General features: G+C 70.6%; 18 protein-coding genes. 11 read left to right on the forward strand and 7 right to left on the reverse strand.

Features of this window, described 5'->3' with window-relative positions:
- Window positions 1–91 precede the first annotated feature (91 nt).
- From ppk2 to ABZW60_RS27895, 3 genes are all read left to right on the forward strand, one after another.
- Window positions 92–898, forward strand: a complete 807-nt coding sequence (ppk2, locus tag ABZW60_RS27885) for a polyphosphate kinase 2 (protein WP_355481656.1) — start codon at window positions 92–94, stop codon at window positions 896–898.
- Between the two features lie 94 nt (window positions 899–992).
- Window positions 993–1808 (forward strand): 2-oxo acid dehydrogenase subunit E2, encoded by an 816-nt coding sequence (locus ABZW60_RS27890; RefSeq protein WP_355481658.1) that lies wholly within the window; start codon window positions 993–995, stop codon window positions 1806–1808.
- Window positions 1805–2587, forward strand: a complete 783-nt coding sequence (locus ABZW60_RS27895; protein ID WP_355481660.1) for a universal stress protein — start codon at window positions 1805–1807, stop codon at window positions 2585–2587. Before ABZW60_RS27890 ends, ABZW60_RS27895 begins: the two co-directional genes overlap by 4 nt.
- 14 nt (window positions 2588–2601) lie before the next feature.
- On the opposite strand, the gene ABZW60_RS27900 is transcribed toward ABZW60_RS27895, so the two are convergent.
- The 3 genes from ABZW60_RS27900 to ABZW60_RS27910 are packed head-to-tail and all read right to left on the reverse strand — an operon-like array spanning window position 2602 to window position 4668.
- A complete protein-coding gene (locus tag ABZW60_RS27900) occupies window positions 2602–3111 on the reverse strand; it encodes a DsrE/DsrF/DrsH-like family protein (RefSeq protein ID WP_355481662.1) in 510 nt (169 codons plus the stop codon).
- A 10-nt stretch (window positions 3112–3121) separates the two neighbouring features.
- Window positions 3122–3427, reverse strand: coding sequence for a TusE/DsrC/DsvC family sulfur relay protein (locus tag ABZW60_RS27905; RefSeq protein ID WP_355481664.1), 306 nt, complete (start codon window positions 3425–3427; stop codon window positions 3122–3124).
- Window positions 3424–4668 (reverse strand): FAD/NAD(P)-binding oxidoreductase, encoded by a 1245-nt coding sequence (locus ABZW60_RS27910; RefSeq protein WP_355481666.1) that lies wholly within the window; start codon window positions 4666–4668, stop codon window positions 3424–3426. The genes ABZW60_RS27905 and ABZW60_RS27910 overlap by 4 nt, the downstream gene beginning before the upstream one ends.
- A gap of 141 nt (window positions 4669–4809) precedes the next feature.
- Between ABZW60_RS27910 and ABZW60_RS27915 the strand changes: the two genes are divergently transcribed.
- Window positions 4810–5820, forward strand: a complete 1011-nt coding sequence (locus ABZW60_RS27915; RefSeq protein WP_355481668.1) for a lysylphosphatidylglycerol synthase transmembrane domain-containing protein — start codon at window positions 4810–4812, stop codon at window positions 5818–5820.
- Here the strand turns inward: ABZW60_RS27915 and ABZW60_RS27920 are convergent.
- Window positions 5775–6521: a phosphatase PAP2 family protein gene (locus ABZW60_RS27920; protein WP_355481670.1), complete on the reverse strand. Its 747-nt coding sequence runs from the start codon at window positions 6519–6521 to the stop codon at window positions 5775–5777. The genes ABZW60_RS27915 and ABZW60_RS27920 overlap by 46 nt on opposite strands.
- A 283-nt stretch (window positions 6522–6804) precedes the next feature.
- Here ABZW60_RS27920 and ABZW60_RS27925 point away from each other — a divergent pair, with 283 nt between their 5' ends.
- The 5 genes from ABZW60_RS27925 (at window position 6805) to ABZW60_RS27945 (ending at window position 11676) form a co-directional block, all read left to right on the forward strand.
- On the forward strand, window positions 6805–7623 hold the full coding sequence (locus ABZW60_RS27925; RefSeq protein ID WP_355481672.1) for a lysylphosphatidylglycerol synthase domain-containing protein: 819 nt from the start codon (window positions 6805–6807) through the stop codon (window positions 7621–7623).
- Window positions 7620–8243, forward strand: a complete 624-nt coding sequence (locus tag ABZW60_RS27930) for a glycerophosphodiester phosphodiesterase (protein WP_355481674.1) — start codon at window positions 7620–7622, stop codon at window positions 8241–8243. Before ABZW60_RS27925 ends, ABZW60_RS27930 begins: the two co-directional genes overlap by 4 nt.
- A 120-nt stretch (window positions 8244–8363) precedes the next feature.
- Window positions 8364–8690, forward strand: a complete 327-nt coding sequence (locus tag ABZW60_RS27935; RefSeq protein ID WP_355481676.1) for a hypothetical protein — start codon at window positions 8364–8366, stop codon at window positions 8688–8690.
- A gap of 5 nt (window positions 8691–8695) precedes the next feature.
- Window positions 8696–9067 (forward strand): hypothetical protein, encoded by a 372-nt coding sequence (locus ABZW60_RS27940; protein ID WP_355481678.1) that lies wholly within the window; start codon window positions 8696–8698, stop codon window positions 9065–9067.
- A complete protein-coding gene (locus ABZW60_RS27945) occupies window positions 9064–11676 on the forward strand; it encodes a cation-transporting P-type ATPase (protein ID WP_355481680.1) in 2613 nt (870 codons plus the stop codon). Before ABZW60_RS27940 ends, ABZW60_RS27945 begins: the two co-directional genes overlap by 4 nt.
- Here the strand turns inward: ABZW60_RS27945 and ABZW60_RS27950 are convergent.
- The 3 genes from ABZW60_RS27950 to ABZW60_RS27960 all read right to left on the reverse strand — a co-directional run bounded on the left by ABZW60_RS27950 (window position 11597) and on the right by ABZW60_RS27960 (window position 13948).
- Entirely contained in the window at window positions 11597–12994 is a 1398-nt protein-coding gene (locus ABZW60_RS27950; RefSeq protein ID WP_355481682.1) for a heparinase II/III family protein, read from the reverse strand. The genes ABZW60_RS27945 and ABZW60_RS27950 overlap by 80 nt on opposite strands.
- Window positions 12973–13560 carry a hypothetical protein gene (locus ABZW60_RS27955; protein ID WP_355481684.1) on the reverse strand — a complete coding sequence of 196 codons (588 nt, stop codon included), beginning with the start codon at window positions 13558–13560 and terminating at the stop codon, window positions 12973–12975. Before ABZW60_RS27955 ends, ABZW60_RS27950 begins: the two co-directional genes overlap by 22 nt.
- 112 nt (window positions 13561–13672) lie before the next feature.
- Window positions 13673–13948 carry a DUF1876 domain-containing protein gene (locus ABZW60_RS27960; RefSeq protein WP_355481686.1) on the reverse strand — a complete coding sequence of 92 codons (276 nt, stop codon included), beginning with the start codon at window positions 13946–13948 and terminating at the stop codon, window positions 13673–13675.
- Between the two features lie 160 nt (window positions 13949–14108).
- On the opposite strand from ABZW60_RS27960, the gene ABZW60_RS27965 reads away from it, so the two are divergent.
- Both ABZW60_RS27965 and ABZW60_RS27970 read left to right on the forward strand, forming a co-directional pair.
- Window positions 14109–14294, forward strand: a complete 186-nt coding sequence (locus ABZW60_RS27965) for a hypothetical protein (protein ID WP_355481688.1) — start codon at window positions 14109–14111, stop codon at window positions 14292–14294.
- Between the two features lie 176 nt (window positions 14295–14470).
- On the forward strand, window positions 14471–14965 hold the full coding sequence (locus ABZW60_RS27970) for a flavodoxin domain-containing protein (RefSeq protein WP_355481690.1): 495 nt from the start codon (window positions 14471–14473) through the stop codon (window positions 14963–14965).
- Window positions 14966–14974: the final 9 nt, after the last annotated feature.

Consider the following 14974-nt stretch of genomic DNA (forward strand, 5'->3'; position numbering starts at 1 on the left):
TCCGTGCCCTTCGAGCGAACAGCCGCCCGGACTTCGCTCGTAGGGCCGAAAGACCTGTCCGCCGGGTGCCGGAATGCGGCATCGTTCAGGGATGAAGAAGTTGCCGAAGAAGGCCTACGAGCGCGAGTTGCTGCGGCTGCAGGCCGAGCTGGTGAAGCTGCAGGAGTGGGTGCGGGCGGAGGGCGAGCGGCTGGTGATCGTCTTCGAGGGGCGCGACGCGGCCGGCAAGGGCAGCACGATCAAACGCGTGACGGAGTACCTCAATCCCCGCGTCGCCCGGATCGTGGCGCTGCCCGCGCCGACCGAGCGGCAACGCACCGAGTGGTACTTCCAGCGGTACGTCGAGCACCTGCCCGCGGCCGGCGAGATCGCCCTGTTCGACCGCAGCTGGTACAACCGCGCCGGCGTCGAACGCGTGATGGGGTTCTGCACCAACCAGGAGTACGCGCGGTTCCTGCACCAGTGCCCGATCTTCGAGCGGCTGCTGGTCGAGGACGGCGTACTGCTGCGCAAGTACTGGTTCTCGGTCAGCGACGGCGAGCAGGAGCGGCGGTTCCGCAGCCGGCTCGAGGACCCGATGCGGCGCTGGAAGCTGTCCCCGATGGACCTGGAGTCGATCACCCGCTGGGAGGACTACTCGCGCGCGAAGGACGAGATGTTCGTCCACACCGACATCCCGGAGGCGCCCTGGTACGTCGTGGAGAGCGAGGACAAACGCTCCGCCCGGATCAACATGATCGCGCACCTGCTGTCGACGGTCCGGTATCACGAGGTGCAGCGACCGCCGCTCGACCTGCCGCCGCGGCCGCCGTCCAAGGGGTACGAACGGACGCCGCGGGACATGCAGACCCAGGTCCCCGACCATGCGGCCCGGTTGCGCGACCCGGCGGACGACTGAGGTCCAAGGTCCCGCGCCCGGAGGACCGACGGCCGGTGCGCACGGCGGTCCGGGAAGCCGATGCTCGAACGAGATCGGTTCAGGAGGTGGCCCCGTGCACGACGCGCAGGTACGACGGGTGCCGTGGGTCCGGCAGCTGGTGATCGACGCCGGTCGTGCCGCCCGCCGGCGCCATGCCATCCATGGCCTCTTCGAGGTCGACGTCACGTCCGCCCGGGCCGCTCTGCGCCGCGACGACGCCACCCGGTACTTCACCGCGTTCGTCGTCCACTGCGTCGCCGCCGCGGTCGCGGCCGACCCGGTGGTCCAGGCGTACCGTGACTTCCGTGGCCGCGAGGTGATCTTCGACCAGGTCGACGTCGGGCTCCCGGTCGAGGTCGACGTGGACGGCCGGCCGTTCGCCTTCACCCATGTGCTGCGCGACGCGGGCCGGCGTACGGTCGTGGACCTCCACGACGAGATCCACGCGGTCAAGGCGGATCCGCGGCGCAGCCCGTCGGTGCGTAAGGCGCCGTGGGTGCACGGCTACCTGCTGCTGCCGGGGTTCGTCCGGGTCCGGCTGCTCGGCATGCTGCACCGGATGCCGCACCGGCAGCGCGCCCTGGCCGGGACGATCGGCCTGACGAGCGTGGGCATGTTCGACGCCGGCGCGGGCTGGGGCATCGGCTTCCAGCTGCACACACTGAGCATCGTCGTCGGCGGCATCGCGCGCCGGCCCGTGCTCTTCCAGGGCGTACTCGTCGAGCGCGAGTTCCTGCAGCTGACCGTCAGCGCCGACCACGACATCGTCGACGGCGCCCCGGCCGCCCGGTTCATCGCCCGGCTGCGCGAGTTGCTGCTGACCGGTGACGGCATCCCCGCACCGGACACCGCGGCCGCCGCGCCCGTCCACTCCCGGAGGCTCGGATGAAACACCTGCCGGTGGTCGTCGGCATCGACGGCTCTCCCGCGGCGGACGTCGCGATCAAATGGGGTACGACGGAGGCCGCGTCGCTCCGCAGCCCGCTGCATCTGGTGTACGCCGTCGCTCCCGGCAGCTCGCCGGCACAGGCCGGTGAGGTCGTCTACAAGGCGGTCGCGCAGGCCCGCGGGCTGATGCCGGGGATCGTCATCGACTCCCGCATCGAGAGCGGCTCGCCGTCGGCGGCGCTCGTGAAGGCGTCCGGCACGGCAGCGGTCGTGGTGATCGGCAGCCGCGGCCTCGGCGTGATGATCGGTGCTCTCGTCGGCTCCACAGGACTCGACCTGGCCGCGAACGCGCGCTGCCCGGTGGTCGTCGTCCGGCCCGACCTCGGCAGCCTGGCCGGCATCCGGGTGGTCATCGGGTACGACGGTTCGCCGGCCGGCGACACCGCGCTCGACTTCGGGCTCGAGTACGCGCGCCGGCACGACCTCGCGGTCCGGGTGATCGCCGCCGAGCCGACCGGAACCGCCTTGCACCGGATCACCGAGAACGAACTCCGCGAGGCCGTCCACTCCCGCGGCGGGCATGACGCCGAGCTGGTCCACATCACCGGCCACCCCGCCGAGCACATCCTGCGGCTGTCGTCCGACGCCGCCCTCGTCGTCCTCGGCGCCCGCGGCCGCGGCGGCTTCGCCGGCATGCTCATCGGCTCGGTCAGCCAGACCGTCCTGCACCACGCCGACTGCCCCGTCGCGATCATCCCGGCCGCCGCGGCCGGAGGCTGACCACTCCGGCACGCTCAGATGAAGATGATCTGGGCGCCCTCGGTCTTCTCGATGAAGTCGGCGGCGCTGATGATGCCTTCGACGTCCTCGAACAGGTCCGACTCGTCGAGGTGCATCATGTCGGCCGACATCCGGCAGGCCCACAGGTGACCGCCGGAGGCGACGATCTGGTCCAGAAACTCCGGGACGTCGGGGACGCCGATGTCCTGGATCTGCTTCTTCATCTGGTGCGTCGCCATCGCGGTCATCCCGGGCAGGCCGCCGAGGCCCTGCGGCAGGTGGGTCGCGGTGTTGCCGAGCATGGTGAACTTCAGGTCGTGCATCCGGGACCTGGTGATCATGTCGAAACCCCAGAACGTGAAGAACAGATGGGTCTCGACGCCTTCGCCGAGGGCGGCGTTGGCCAGGATCAGGCCCGGGTAGGCCATGTCCAGGTTGCCCTTCGAGCAGATGATGGCCAGTTTCCGGCCGGCCGTCGCCTCGTCACCGAAGTCCGGCGTCACCAGCGGCATCGTCGTGGTCATGATGTCCTCCTCAGACACATCCGCGGGGTTTCGGCAGGCCGGCGACGTACGCCATCTTCTTGGCCGGCTTGCCCGGGAACAGCACGAACAGCTGCTTCACCGGGATGCCGGCCAGTGTCGACACCCGGCGCAGCGTGGCGGTCTCGCCGTGCGTCGGGTAGTCCTGACGCAGGAACCGGATCGCCTTCCAGTGCTCGTCGGTGAGCTCGATGCCGATCCGCTCGGCGAGCTGCCCGGCGAGCTCCTCGGTCCACTCGTCGTACTCGGTGAGGAAACCCTCCGCGTCGGTGTGGATCTGCGGGTGAACGGTGGTCATGGTCGGACCTCCTCGTCCGGTCGGTGCTTCCCGCTCATCGACATCCGGGTGGGGACCGGCAGCCGCCGCCCCGGGAGCAGCAGGTTCCAGTAGATCCAGCGGAATGCGACCTTGCCCCAGTGGTTCGCCCTGGTCTCGCGGAGCAGGGACAGCGGTCCGAGACGTCCGAGCGGGAAGCGTCCCGGCAGCGGTTCGGTGTCGTAGTTGAAGTCGATCAGCAGGCCTTTGCCGTCGCCGGTCTCGACGAAGCAGTTCGCGTGCCCGTCGAAGCGGTGCGTCATCGCGCGGCCCTCGACGTACTGGCAGAAGTTGTCCACGAAGACCTCGGCGGAGAAGTGCGCGACCGAGCCCGCCTTCGACGTCGGCAGGTCGTTGGCGTCACCGACGGCGAAGATGTCCGGGTGCGCCGTGGACTGCAGGGTGCCCTTGTCGACGGGAACGTAGTTCAGCTCGTCGCCGAGCCCGGAGGCGCCGACGAAGTCCGCGCCCATGTTGAGCGGCACGGTGACCAGCAGGTCGTAGCCGATCTCCCGCTCGTCGTAGCTGACCAGGACCTTCCGCTCGGCGTCGACGCGCTCGACCAGGAAGTCGGTCTCGACCGCGATCTTGCGGTCGTCGAGCAGCCGGCCCAGGTACCGCGAGGCGATCGGCTTGGTGAACGCGCCGTCCAGCGGTGTCACGTAGACCAGCTCCACCTGGTCGCGCATGTCGAGCCGGCGGAAGAACGCCTCCGCGAGGAAGGTGAACTCCAGGGGCGCCACGGGGCACTTGATCGGCTGCTCCACGACGTGGACGACGAGGCGGCCGCCGGTGAAGCCCTGCAGGGCGTCGCGCAGCGCGAAGGCGCCGTCGTAGGTGTAGAAGTCGTGGATCGTGCGGTGCCACTCACTGCCCAGCATGCCCGGGGTCTGGTCCGGCCGCGGGGTCGTGCCGGTGGCGATGACCAGGTAGTCGTACCCGACCACGTCACCGTCGAAGAGCCGGACGGACCTGGCCTCCGGGTCGACGGCGGCGACCTCGCCGATCAGCAGGTGGATCCCGTTCCGCAGCAGCCGGCGGCGCGGCTCGAGCAGATCCTCCCGGCCGCCGAACGGCACGAACAGCAGACCGGGCTGGTAGAGGTGATCACGCCGGCCGTCGATCACCGTGATGCGCCAGTCGTCCGGCGACAGCCGTCGCCGCAGCTTGTTGGCCACCACGGTGCCGGCCGTACCGCCACCGAGAATCACCAACCGTCTCATCGTCAGCTCCTTTCCTTGCCCTTCCACCTCACCTCGCGGCCGATCACGGGAGCAGGGGCCTCCGCACCGGAACAGCCCGGACCTTCGGCCCTCCCGCGGCGGCGTTCGGACGGCGACGCTGCGGAGAGGAAGGAGCGACGCATGCACAGAGCGACCGGGTCCCGGCCGGCCTGGTATCGCCGGGTCTGGTCCGCGGTCTCGCTCGTCCTGCTGGTCGCGCTCGTCGAGTACGTCGTCCTCCCGAGGCTCGCGCCGGCTCGTGACTCGCTCGACCGGGTCACCCGGCTCGACCCGCTCTGGATCGTCGCCGCCGGCGTGCTCGAGGCCGCCTGCCTGGTCAGCTACTCGCTCTTCACCCGCGCGCTGCTCGGCCGGAGCCGGGTCCGGTTCTCGTGGATCCTGCGCTCCGACATCACCGGGTACGGCGTGAGCCACGTCGTACCCGGCGGCGCGGCGACGGCGACCGCGCTCCGTTTCCGGCTGCTGCAGTCGGGCGGCGCGCGCACCACGGACATCACCGCGACCATCACGGCCGAGGCGGTCGGCTCGTACCTCGCGCTGCTCCTGATCGCCTGGCTGGTCTCGATCCCGGCACTGTTCCTCCGCGACGCGACACCGGCGTACCTGACGATGTTCCTGATCGGGCTCGTGACGATCGCGGCCGGCGGCCTCGCCGTCCGGGAACGCTCCGCCCTGGAACGGTGCGCGGCGCGCTTGTTGCGGGTCGTCCTGCGCAGGCTCCCCCGCCGCGGGCGTCCGTGGGTGAAATCGGTCGCCCTCCGGCTGCGCGACCTGCTCGCCGATCGTGAGGTGCGCAAAGCCTTCCTGCTCTGGGGAACCCTGAACTGGCTCCTCGACGCCGCCGTGCTGTGGACCTTCCTCCTCGCGTACGGCGAGCTCGTCGGGCCGGTACCGCTGCTGCTCGCGTACTGCGCCGCCAACCTGGCCGCCGCCGTCCCGCTCACCCCCGGCGGGATCGCGATCGTCGAGGGGATCGCGATCTCCACGCTGATCGGCTTCGGCGTCCCCGGCGAGACCGCCGTCCTCGCCGTCCTGTCCTGGCGCCTGCTGCAGTTCTGGGCACCGGTTCCCGCGGCGGGCCTGTGCTATCTGAGCCTGCGCGCCCAGCGCGGCTTCCTGCCGAGGCGGTAGGCCGCCAGCAGACCGAGCAGCGCGATCACTCCGCCGGCGACGCCGTCGACGATGTAGTGGTTGGCGGTCAGCACGATCGCGCAGAACATCAGCACCGGCATCAGCCAGCCGAACAAACGAATGATCCAGTGCGCGCCCAGGCTCGCGACCGCGATCCCCATCAGCAGGTTCCAGCCGAAGTGCAGGCTCGGCACCGCCGCGTACTGGTTCACGAAGGCGGGCGGCTGCAGGACGCGGTACGCCGAGGTGCGCTCGCTGACCGTGTCGACGAACCCGTACCCGGTCAGGAACCGCGGCGGCGCGACCGGGAACGCCGCGAAGATCACCAGCCCGGCCGCGCCGGACAACAGCATCGCGTTCCGGAACAGCCCGTACGCCTCACGATGCCGGATCAGCAACCACAGCAGGGTGGCGAGCACCACCGGCCAGTGCCCGTAGATGTAGATGTACCCGAGCACCTCGGCCAGCCAGCCGTGCCGGATCACGGACTCCTGCAGCTGTGGCTCGACGAAGATCCCGGTCGACTGTTCCAGGGCGATGACGTTCCCGGCGTTGCGGTAGGCGGTGTCGATGCGTGTCGTCATCAGTCCGCGGACCCCGAAGTACAAGACGATCGCCGCCGTGATCAGGAACACCTCCCGAGCCACCTGACGCATCTGGTGCGTCACCCGCAGTACCGCCGTCACATCCCCTGCCACCATCGGCCGCACCTCCCTCGTCCACGCTCGCAATCCGGCGGTCCCGCGACCTAGAGGCATACCGCCCGGGTGGGCCGGGACCAAGGTCCGCGACAGGCGCCGAGATGCCGGATTTGCACCGGCCGGTTATGGTCCTGGCATCGCATTGCCGGGCGGCGTGTCACCGTGCGTCATCCCGGAGGCCCCGGAAGGACCCCTCATGCAACTGGGCCGAGAACATTTCGCACGTCTGGGGCGTGGCGGCCGAAAAATTGTCACCCATCGCGGCGTACGTCTCGTCACCCTCGTGGCGGCGGTCGCCGTCTCGCTGTGGAACGTCGACCGCGTCCCGCACACCGCCGTACTGCCTGCCGTGCTCGGCCTGCTGCCGTTCGCGATCGGCAAGTACATCTTGTGTCCACTGCGGTGGCACGCGATCTCGACCAGCGGCCGGACCCGGCGCTGGCACCTGCGCGCGTACGCGGAGAGCGAGATCCTCGGGCTGATCACGCCCTGGCACGCCGGTGCCGACCTGTGGCGCGTCCATCGCCTGGAGACCGCCGGCGTCCGACGGGCCAGCGCGGCCGCCGAGGTCGGGCTGGACCGGTTCATCGGCGCTGTCGGTCTGGTCGTCGCGGTCGCGGTCACCGGCGTGACGCTGCCGTGGACGGTGCTGGCGATCGCGCTCGGCGCCGCGGCCGTCATCCTGGTGGTGGCACTCGTCGTCCGACGCCGGCGCCCGAGCCTCATCGGCCGCTGGCCATGGCCGTCGCCGAAGGTGTTCGTGCTCGGTGTGCTGCTGTCGATCGGCTACCAGGCGACGATCCTCGGGCTGCTCATCGGCGCGATCAGCGCGGTCGGCGGCCCGGTGCCGGGACTTCAGCTGGTGGCGGTCTTCGGCGCGAGCCAGGTGGCCGGCGCGCTGCCGGGCGTCCACGGCGCGAGCCCGCGGGACGGAGCTTTGGTGGCCGGGCTGGCCGCGATCGGCGTTTCGTGGCGCGAGGCGTTCGGCGCGGTCGCGCTGACCACGTTGCTGTACTGGATCCCGGCGCTGCTGATCGGCGGCAGCCTGATGTTCCTGCGGTGGCGCGGCTGGTTCACCGAGCGACACCACGAGCCGGCATGACCCGCCCGCTCGCCATCGCCCACCGGGCCGGCAACGACCTCGGCCTGCTGCGCTCTGCCCTCGACGACGGCGCTGATCTGGTCGAGGCCGACATCCACGCTTATCGCGGCCGCCTGGAAGTCCGTCACCGCAAGACACTCGGTCCCTGGTGGCTGTGGGACCGCGGTGAGCTGGTGCGGCGCCGCCACGTCGAGGTGCCCGAGGTTCGGGAGCTGCTCACGGCCGCCGGCGGCGATCCACGGTTGATGCTGGATCTCAAAGGGATCCATCCGTGGCTCGCCCGGCGGCTGGCGGTCGCGTTGCCCGGCACGACGATCACCGTCTGCACCCAGCACTGGTGGATGTTGTCCGCGTTCCGTGACCTCGCGAACGTCCGGCTCGTCCTGTCCGCGGGTAGCCGGCGCGGCCTCCGCCGGCTGCGCGCCCGGCTGCGACGGCGACCGGCGTACGGCGTCTGCGTCCACCGGCGGCTGCTCACGCCCGAGACGGTGACCGAGCTGCGCCGCACCGCCGAGGTGGTCTTCACCTGGCCGGTCGACACCGCGGCCGACCTCGCCGACGCGCATCGCCTCGGAGTCGACGGCGCGATCGGCAAGAACCTCGCCGTACTGACCCGCTGACCGGCCCCGCCGGAACGGGTCCAACGACCCCTGTGGCGACTCCGGCCACGACAGATGCTCGAAGTGAGGACGGCGCCGTCCCGCCCGACCGCCGCCCCGAGCCTGTCGAAGGGAGTCGCCATGTCCAAGTCGTCGACCGGAAACGCGACCCACGAAGCACGCCGGGCCCCCGCATCCTCGACCGGATGGTTCGTCTGGATGACAGGGCTGTGGGTCGTCTTCTTCGTGCTGCTGTCACAGGGCCAACTGGACGATCTGGCCGCCTGGATCCGGGACCTGCCGCTGGTACTCGAGATCCTCGTCTGGATCGCGTTCTTCCCCCAGGTCCTGGCCACGGCCGTCTGGACCAGCGACTGGTCCGAGGCACTCCGGACCACCCTCGTGATCCTGTTCGCCGCCGTCTGGACCATCGTCTCGATCCCCAGGCCCAGGTCGGGCCGGAGGTGAACCCGATGCGACTGCGTGTGCGCGACATCCTCGCGTTGGTGTTGCTGCTCGCCGTTCTGGTGCCGTACGGCGGATATCTCGTCGACAGCGACGTACCGCTGATCGACGACCCGCGCGCGATGGCCTCCACCGGGCTCTTCCTGGGCGGGATCGCGTTCTGGGTGATTCGTGGCGGTCACCGCGCGACCCGGCTCGGACGCGTCGAGGGCGGCGCGGCCGGGCTGGCCGTGGTGCTGTACGTGCTGACCATCGCGCTCGCCGCGACGGGCGCCGTCGAACTGTTGCTCGCCGCCTTCGTGTGCAGCCTGTTGCTCGTGATCGCTCTGGACCTGCTCGACCTTGGCAGCCCGCGGCATGACGCCGCAGTGCGCCGATGACCGTTCAGCAGACCACACCGCGCGGTCTGTCCACCGATCAGGCCGCCCGGAGACTGGTAGAACACGGCCCGAACACCATTCCGGCGCCGCGGCCGCCATCGCCCTGGCTGCGCGTCCTCGTCCAGCTGCGCGATCCGATGATCCTGCTGCTGATCGCGGCCGCGGTCCTGACCGCGAGCCTGCGCGACTTCACCGACCTGTCGGTGATCCTGGTCGTCGTCGTCCTCAACACCACCGTCGGTGTCGTGCAAGAGATCCGCGCCGAGCACGCGCTGGCCGCGCTGAACCGGCTGGCCGCGCCGCAGGCCGCCGTACGGCGCAGCGGGCGCACGATCGTGGTGCCGGCCGCGAACGTCGTACCCGACGACGTGGTCCTGCTCCAGGCGGGTGACGTCGTACCGGCCGATCTCGTGCTGTTCGACGCGGTCCAGCTCCAGGCCGACGAAGCCACCCTCACCGGCGAATCCGTACCGGTCGAGAAGGATCCGGCCGACGAGCTGTTCGCCGGCACCGTCGTCACCCGTGGCCGCGGCGCCGGCACTGTCACACGAACCGGTACCGGGAGCGCGCTCGGCCGGATCGCGGCGTTGCTGTCGAACCAGCGTCCACGAGCGACACCCCTGCAACGCCGGCTCGGCGCGCTCAGCCGGACGCTCAGCATCGTCGTCGTCACCATCTCCGCGATCGTCGCCGTCGCCGGCCTGGTCCGCGGGCTGCCGCTCCCGAGCATGGTCGTGACTGCGGTGAGCCTGACGGTGGCCGCCGTCCCCGAGTCGCTGCCCGCGGTGGTCACCCTCGCCCTGGCGATCGGCGCCCACCGGATGGCGCAACGCGCCGCGGTCGTCCGCAAGTTGCCGGCGGTCGAGACTCTCGGCGCCGTCACGGTCGTCGCCACCGACAAGACCGGCACCCTCACCGAAGGCATCATGCAAGCCGACCGACTCTGGACCGAGTCGGCCACCGCCACCGCAACCGGCACCGGCTACAGCCCCACGGGACAGCTCCAGTTGTCCGATCCCACCGCAGCACGGCACCAGCCGTCCGATCCGACCACGGCGCGGCCCCAGCCGGCCGATCCCGCCGTCCGGCGGTTGCTGCGTGACATTGCCTTGTGCAACGATGCGGCGCTCCGGCCGCCGGAGGGCGACGACGACTCGTGGCGGCCGATCGGCGACCCGACCGAGGCCGCGCTGCTCACCCTCGCGCACCGCGGAGCGGCCGACCCCGACGAACTGCGCGCGGCGTACCCGCGAACCCACGAGCTGCCGTTCGACAGCAGCCGCAAACGCATGACCACCTTCCACGAACAACCCGGCAGTGACGACCTCCTCGTGATCGGCAAAGGCGCCCCCGAAGTCATGCTCACCCCCGACGTCACGCTGTACGGCGACATCGCCCGGGCCAGGACCGTTGCCGCAGAGCTCTCGCTGGCCGGCTACCGGGTGCTGGCGGTCGCCGACACCGTCCTGCCGCCCGGCGCACCCCGGACCGAGAACGATCTACGGCTGGCCGGTCTGGTCGCGATCACCGATCCCGTCCGGCACAACGCCGCCGACGTGGTCGCGTCGTTCGGCCGGGCGGGTGTCGGCCTGCTGCTGATCACCGGCGACGCGCCCGGGACCGCCCTCGCGGTCGCCGAACGCATCGGTGTTCACGACGGCCAGGTGGTCACCGGAGCCGACATCGACGACGGCAAGGACCCCACCGCCGGGCGGGTGTTCGCCCGGATCCGGCCCGAGCAGAAGCTCGACATCGTCCGCGCCTGGCAGGCGAAGGGCCACGTGGTCGCGATGACCGGCGACGGCGTCAACGACGCTCCCGCGCTGCGGCGCGCCGACATCGGCGTCGCGATGGGCCGCGGCGGCACCGAGGTGGCCCGCCAGGCCGCCGACCTCGTCCTGACCGACGACGACCTCGGCACGGTCGAGGCCGCGATCGAGGAAGGCCGCCGGATCTACACCAACATCCGCACGTTCCTCCGGTACGCGCTCAGCGGCGGGCTCGCCGAGGTCCTGGTGATGCTGATCGGCCCGCTGCTGGGCTTCGCCGTCCCGCTGCTGCCCGGGCAGATCCTGTGGATCAACATGCTCACCCACGGCCTGCCCGGCGTCGCGATCGGCGCCGAACCCGCCGATCCGCGGGCCATGCGGAAACCGCCGCGCTCGCCCCAGGAGCAGATCCTCGGCGCGGGGCTGTGGCAACGGATCGCGTGGACCGGCTCGCTGATCGCGACCGTGACGCTGACCGCCGCCCTCTGGGCGAGGAGTGCGGGCGCGCCGTGGCAGACCATGAGCTACCTCGTTCTCGGCCTCGCGCAGCTCGGCGTCGCGCTGGCGTTGCGCCGTCCGGACCCATCGAGCGGCAGGCGTGTCCGCTTCCTCGATCTCGCGGTCGCCGGCGCCCTGGCAGCCCAGGTACTCCCGCTGACGCTCGCTCCGCTGCGCGACCTCCTCGGCCTGCAGACAGTGACAGGCACCGAGGTCCTGTACGCGGTGGTACTGGCCTCAGTGCCTGGTCTGGTGACCGCTGTCAGCCGGCTCGGTAGAGCGAACCGCCGCCTGAGATCGCGACGGCTGCCGCCTTACCGCCGACGTTCAGCGAGACGATGAACGTCGTCCCCGAGGTACGCGCCCGGAAGGTCACCGCTCCTGAAGCGCGGACCGGGACGACGAACGACAGGATCGACGCCGACTTCCCCGAGCGGGCCATCATGATCGTCGGCGCGGACCTGCGGACGTAGCTGCTCGGGTAGGTCCAGCCCTGGATCGGGCTGGTCTGCCCCTGCTTCACCAAGGTCGATCCGGGCGGCAGCGCCTGCTTGAACGGGACCTGGAACAGGACCGTCCGCGTGGTGTCACCCGCTGCGATCGCGGTCGCGGTCGTCCGCGAGTAGACGGTCGCCCGCTGATCCGCCGGCAGGTGCCACAGCGTCTGGAACGCCTGGGCCGTCCGCGCGGAGGCCGTGTCCCAGGTGACGATCATGTCCGGGTTCTTCAGTACCAGGACCCGCCGTACGCGACTGATTCCCGCGCCCGGTGCGTCGGTGAACACATAGGCCTCCGACGTGGTCTTGACCGAGTACGCGGTCAGCCGCGTGGTCGGGTTCGTGTACGTCGACATCGGTGTCGTCATCACACTGTGCGCGGTCGGACCGAGCGTCCACGTGCGCCAGACGCCGGCGTTGTACGCGGCGTACCCGCCGTTGATGATGATGTCCCGGCCCCGCGCGGTGTACGTGATGCTGTTGTGGTCGAAGTGCCCGTGGAACGCCCGCGGCGGGCCGTACCTGATGCTGTAGGCCGACTCGCCCCTGAAGCCCCTGGTGGGATCCGTGCCCCACCCGGTGCGGCCGAAGACGTAGCCGGCCGAGTAGACCCCGACCCGCCACGGCGGCGGCGTGCCCTTCGTGCCGAGCGAACCGGCGTACTCCATCGGCGTGCCCGCGTACGGGTAGGTCGCCTGGACCTCGGTGTCGCCGATCTGCGGCACCCGGCCGACCGAGTTCGTGGCCAGCGTCAACCATTTGGCCAGCAGCGCGCGCCGTGTCTGGATCGTCGTACCGGGTGACACGCCGCCGTTCTGCAGAACGGTGATCGCCCGGCCCCACAGCCGGTAGTTGAACGCTGCGTACCCGGTCGACTGCTCGTTGGTCGAGCCTTGCGCGTCGATCGACGTCGTGATGCCCGCGGCGAGCCGTTTGACGGCGAGGTTCTTGTAGTCGCTGCGATTGAGGGTGACACCAACGCCGAAGAGCGCGATGCTCTCGTCGGTGCCGTGGTTCCAGGCACCACTCCAGTAGTTGGTCAGGAACCGGGCGTGACTGAGCAGTGCGGCGTTGACCCAGGCATACCGGGTCGGGACCGCGGTCACCTTCAGCCCGGACAGGATTGCCTGGCGCAGGCAGATCAGCACGTTCGTGCGGTGCATGGTCGACTCCCACGCGCCGACGTTCGCCTTCCACGAGTACGGGTTGTCGCGTACCAGTCGTAGGCGATCGTGTTCACGCGGGTCAACGCGGTCAGGTTTCCCGCGCCGGCGGCCGCGATTCCTTGGCCGAGCCAACGCAGCGAGTGGAACCACATGTACCAGCTGGCGTTCTTGTACGGGTTCAGCGACCAGTTGATGTTGCCGCCGCCGTTACCGACCTTGTACGCCGCGTACGGCCCCCAGGCGAACTTGTCGGCGTACAGGTTCGCCAACGGATTGGTCTTCTCGATCCCGCTGTAGCCGGGACACGCGTAGAACGGTGCCACCAGGCTCTGCACCGCCGCGGTGCCGATGTCCGTGGCCGGCGCGGCCGTCGCGGGTACGACGTTGCTCGCGCCCGGCACGAACTGGGACTCCCCCGGGTCCTCGGATGCCGGATCGATCGTGATGCCTGTCGTGATCGCCGGTGCGGCTGTAGGCCCCCGGGCTGCGCCGGCCGTCGTTCCCGCCCCCAGCAGGAGAACGGCGATTCCAACGATCACGCAGTACGCTCGTTTGAATCTCATCGTCCTTCCCCCTCCTGCACCGCCGCAGGACAGCGGCGATGCAGCCGAGGGTCGAACGGGTCAGGCACACCTCCCAGAGGCGAACGTCCCGATCAGGACGGGCCGGTCGGCGTCAGCCGTGCAGGCGGACGCGCTCGTGCGTGATCGCCTCGATATCCGATGCCGCGGCCTGCAGCAGCTTGTGCGCGAGGTCCGACAAGGCCCGGGCGACGGCCAGCTCGTCGCCGATCTCGGCGATCTCGGCGTCGACCGGGTTCCGGTGCGCGGCGCCGTTGCCGACCAGTCGGGTGTTGTCCCCGGTGTGCAACCGGGCCTCCGCCCGGGTCGTCCGGTCGTCATCGTGCTCGTCGACGTAGATGTCCACCCGCCACCGCCTGCTGATGATCATGATCTCGTCCTTCCGCCCCGGCAGGTCTGCACTGTCCCGGCCATCGTCGGAAATCCACCGGCCGTCTGCCAGGGCCGTCCGGACCTGCAGTGGGGGAACTTCTACCCTGCCGGGCGGGCGCGGCCCGGCGTGTGCTGGAGGCGTGAGAAGGGGGTCCGCCATGAGCGACTTCGAGAAGCACCGCACCCAGGCCGACGCACGCCGCGCCGTCGTCCGCCGCCCGACCGGCTCGGCCGTGGCCGAGCAGGCCGTCCTGCGGCACCTCGGCGTCGAGCTCTACAAGGAACGGCACCAGGACGGGAAGCCTGCCGGCGAAGACACGTCCGAGGACTCCACGGATCGCTGACCTTCGGCCCTGACCCGGTCCCGGGATCAGGCGTGCAATCGAAGGAGGCGGAGGGAGCTGGGCGAGGCACGAAGTGGCGGGCGCTCCCCTTTCCCGCGAACCGTGCCCGCAGCCCCGTTGCAGCGGCGGCCGGCTCCCTTCGCCGTGACTGACGTGACCGATGGAAGGAGCCGCTGATGTCCGAGAAGGTGCTGGTCACCTACGCGACCAAGATGGGTGCGACCGCCGGGATCGCCGCCGCCGTCGGCTCCGAGCTGCGCGCCGCCGGTTTCGAGGTCGACGTCCATGAGCTCAGCGCCGCCCAGGCCGTGACGCCGTACGACGCTGTGGTGCTGGGCAGCGCGATCTACCAGGGGCACTGGCTTCCGGAGGCCGTCCGCTTCCTGCGGCGGCACGAGCGCCAGCTGCGCAACAGGTCCGTGTGGCTCTTCCACTCCGGCCCGGTCGGCATCACCAGCCACCAGGACCAGCCCGTCCCTCCGGACGTGGCCCGGCTGGCCCGCCTGATCGCCGCACCCCCGATCAAGACCTTCGCCGGCAACCTGCAGCCCGACGCGGTCCTCCACCACCCCGACCTCGAACGACTGACCACCGACTCCAGGGACTGGCCGGAGATCCGCACCTGGGCCGACGAGATCGCCACCACCCTCCTCGCCGGCGCCCACACCTGACGGCGGACC

Origin of the sequence: Kribbella sp. NPDC003557 (genome assembly GCF_040610805.1) — a bacterium.
Classification (GTDB): Bacteria; Actinomycetota; Actinomycetes; order Propionibacteriales; family Kribbellaceae; genus Kribbella.

Bases quoted from the DNA above. Each gene is read 5' to 3' on its own strand.
- ABZW60_RS27920 (WP_355481670.1), bottom strand. From the start codon at position 6,521: ATGGTGGCAGGGGATGTGACGGCGGTACTGCGGGTGACGCACCAGATG.
- ABZW60_RS27955 (WP_355481684.1), bottom strand. From the start codon at position 13,560: ATGAGATTCAAACGAGCGTACTGCGTGATCGTTGGAATCGCCGTTCTC.
- ABZW60_RS27965 (WP_355481688.1), top strand. From the start codon at position 14,109: ATGAGCGACTTCGAGAAGCACCGCACCCAGGCCGACGCACGCCGCGCC.
- ABZW60_RS27935 (WP_355481676.1), top strand. From the start codon at position 8,364: ATGTCCAAGTCGTCGACCGGAAACGCGACCCACGAAGCACGCCGGGCC.
- ABZW60_RS27930 (WP_355481674.1), top strand. From the start codon at position 7,620: ATGACCCGCCCGCTCGCCATCGCCCACCGGGCCGGCAACGACCTCGGC.
- ABZW60_RS27910 (WP_355481666.1), bottom strand. From the start codon at position 4,668: ATGAGACGGTTGGTGATTCTCGGTGGCGGTACGGCCGGCACCGTGGTG.
- ABZW60_RS27960 (WP_355481686.1), bottom strand. From the start codon at position 13,948: ATGATCATCAGCAGGCGGTGGCGGGTGGACATCTACGTCGACGAGCAC.
- ABZW60_RS27970 (WP_355481690.1), top strand. From the start codon at position 14,471: ATGTCCGAGAAGGTGCTGGTCACCTACGCGACCAAGATGGGTGCGACC.
- ABZW60_RS27940 (WP_355481678.1), top strand. From the start codon at position 8,696: ATGCGACTGCGTGTGCGCGACATCCTCGCGTTGGTGTTGCTGCTCGCC.
- ABZW60_RS27900 (WP_355481662.1), bottom strand. From the start codon at position 3,111: ATGACCACGACGATGCCGCTGGTGACGCCGGACTTCGGTGACGAGGCG.
- ABZW60_RS27945 (WP_355481680.1), top strand. From the start codon at position 9,064: ATGACCGTTCAGCAGACCACACCGCGCGGTCTGTCCACCGATCAGGCC.
- ABZW60_RS27950 (WP_355481682.1), bottom strand. From the start codon at position 12,994: ATGCACCGCACGAACGTGCTGATCTGCCTGCGCCAGGCAATCCTGTCC.
- ppk2 (WP_355481656.1), top strand. From the start codon at position 92: ATGAAGAAGTTGCCGAAGAAGGCCTACGAGCGCGAGTTGCTGCGGCTG.
- ABZW60_RS27915 (WP_355481668.1), top strand. From the start codon at position 4,810: ATGCACAGAGCGACCGGGTCCCGGCCGGCCTGGTATCGCCGGGTCTGG.
- ABZW60_RS27895 (WP_355481660.1), top strand. From the start codon at position 1,805: ATGAAACACCTGCCGGTGGTCGTCGGCATCGACGGCTCTCCCGCGGCG.
- ABZW60_RS27905 (WP_355481664.1), bottom strand. From the start codon at position 3,427: ATGACCACCGTTCACCCGCAGATCCACACCGACGCGGAGGGTTTCCTC.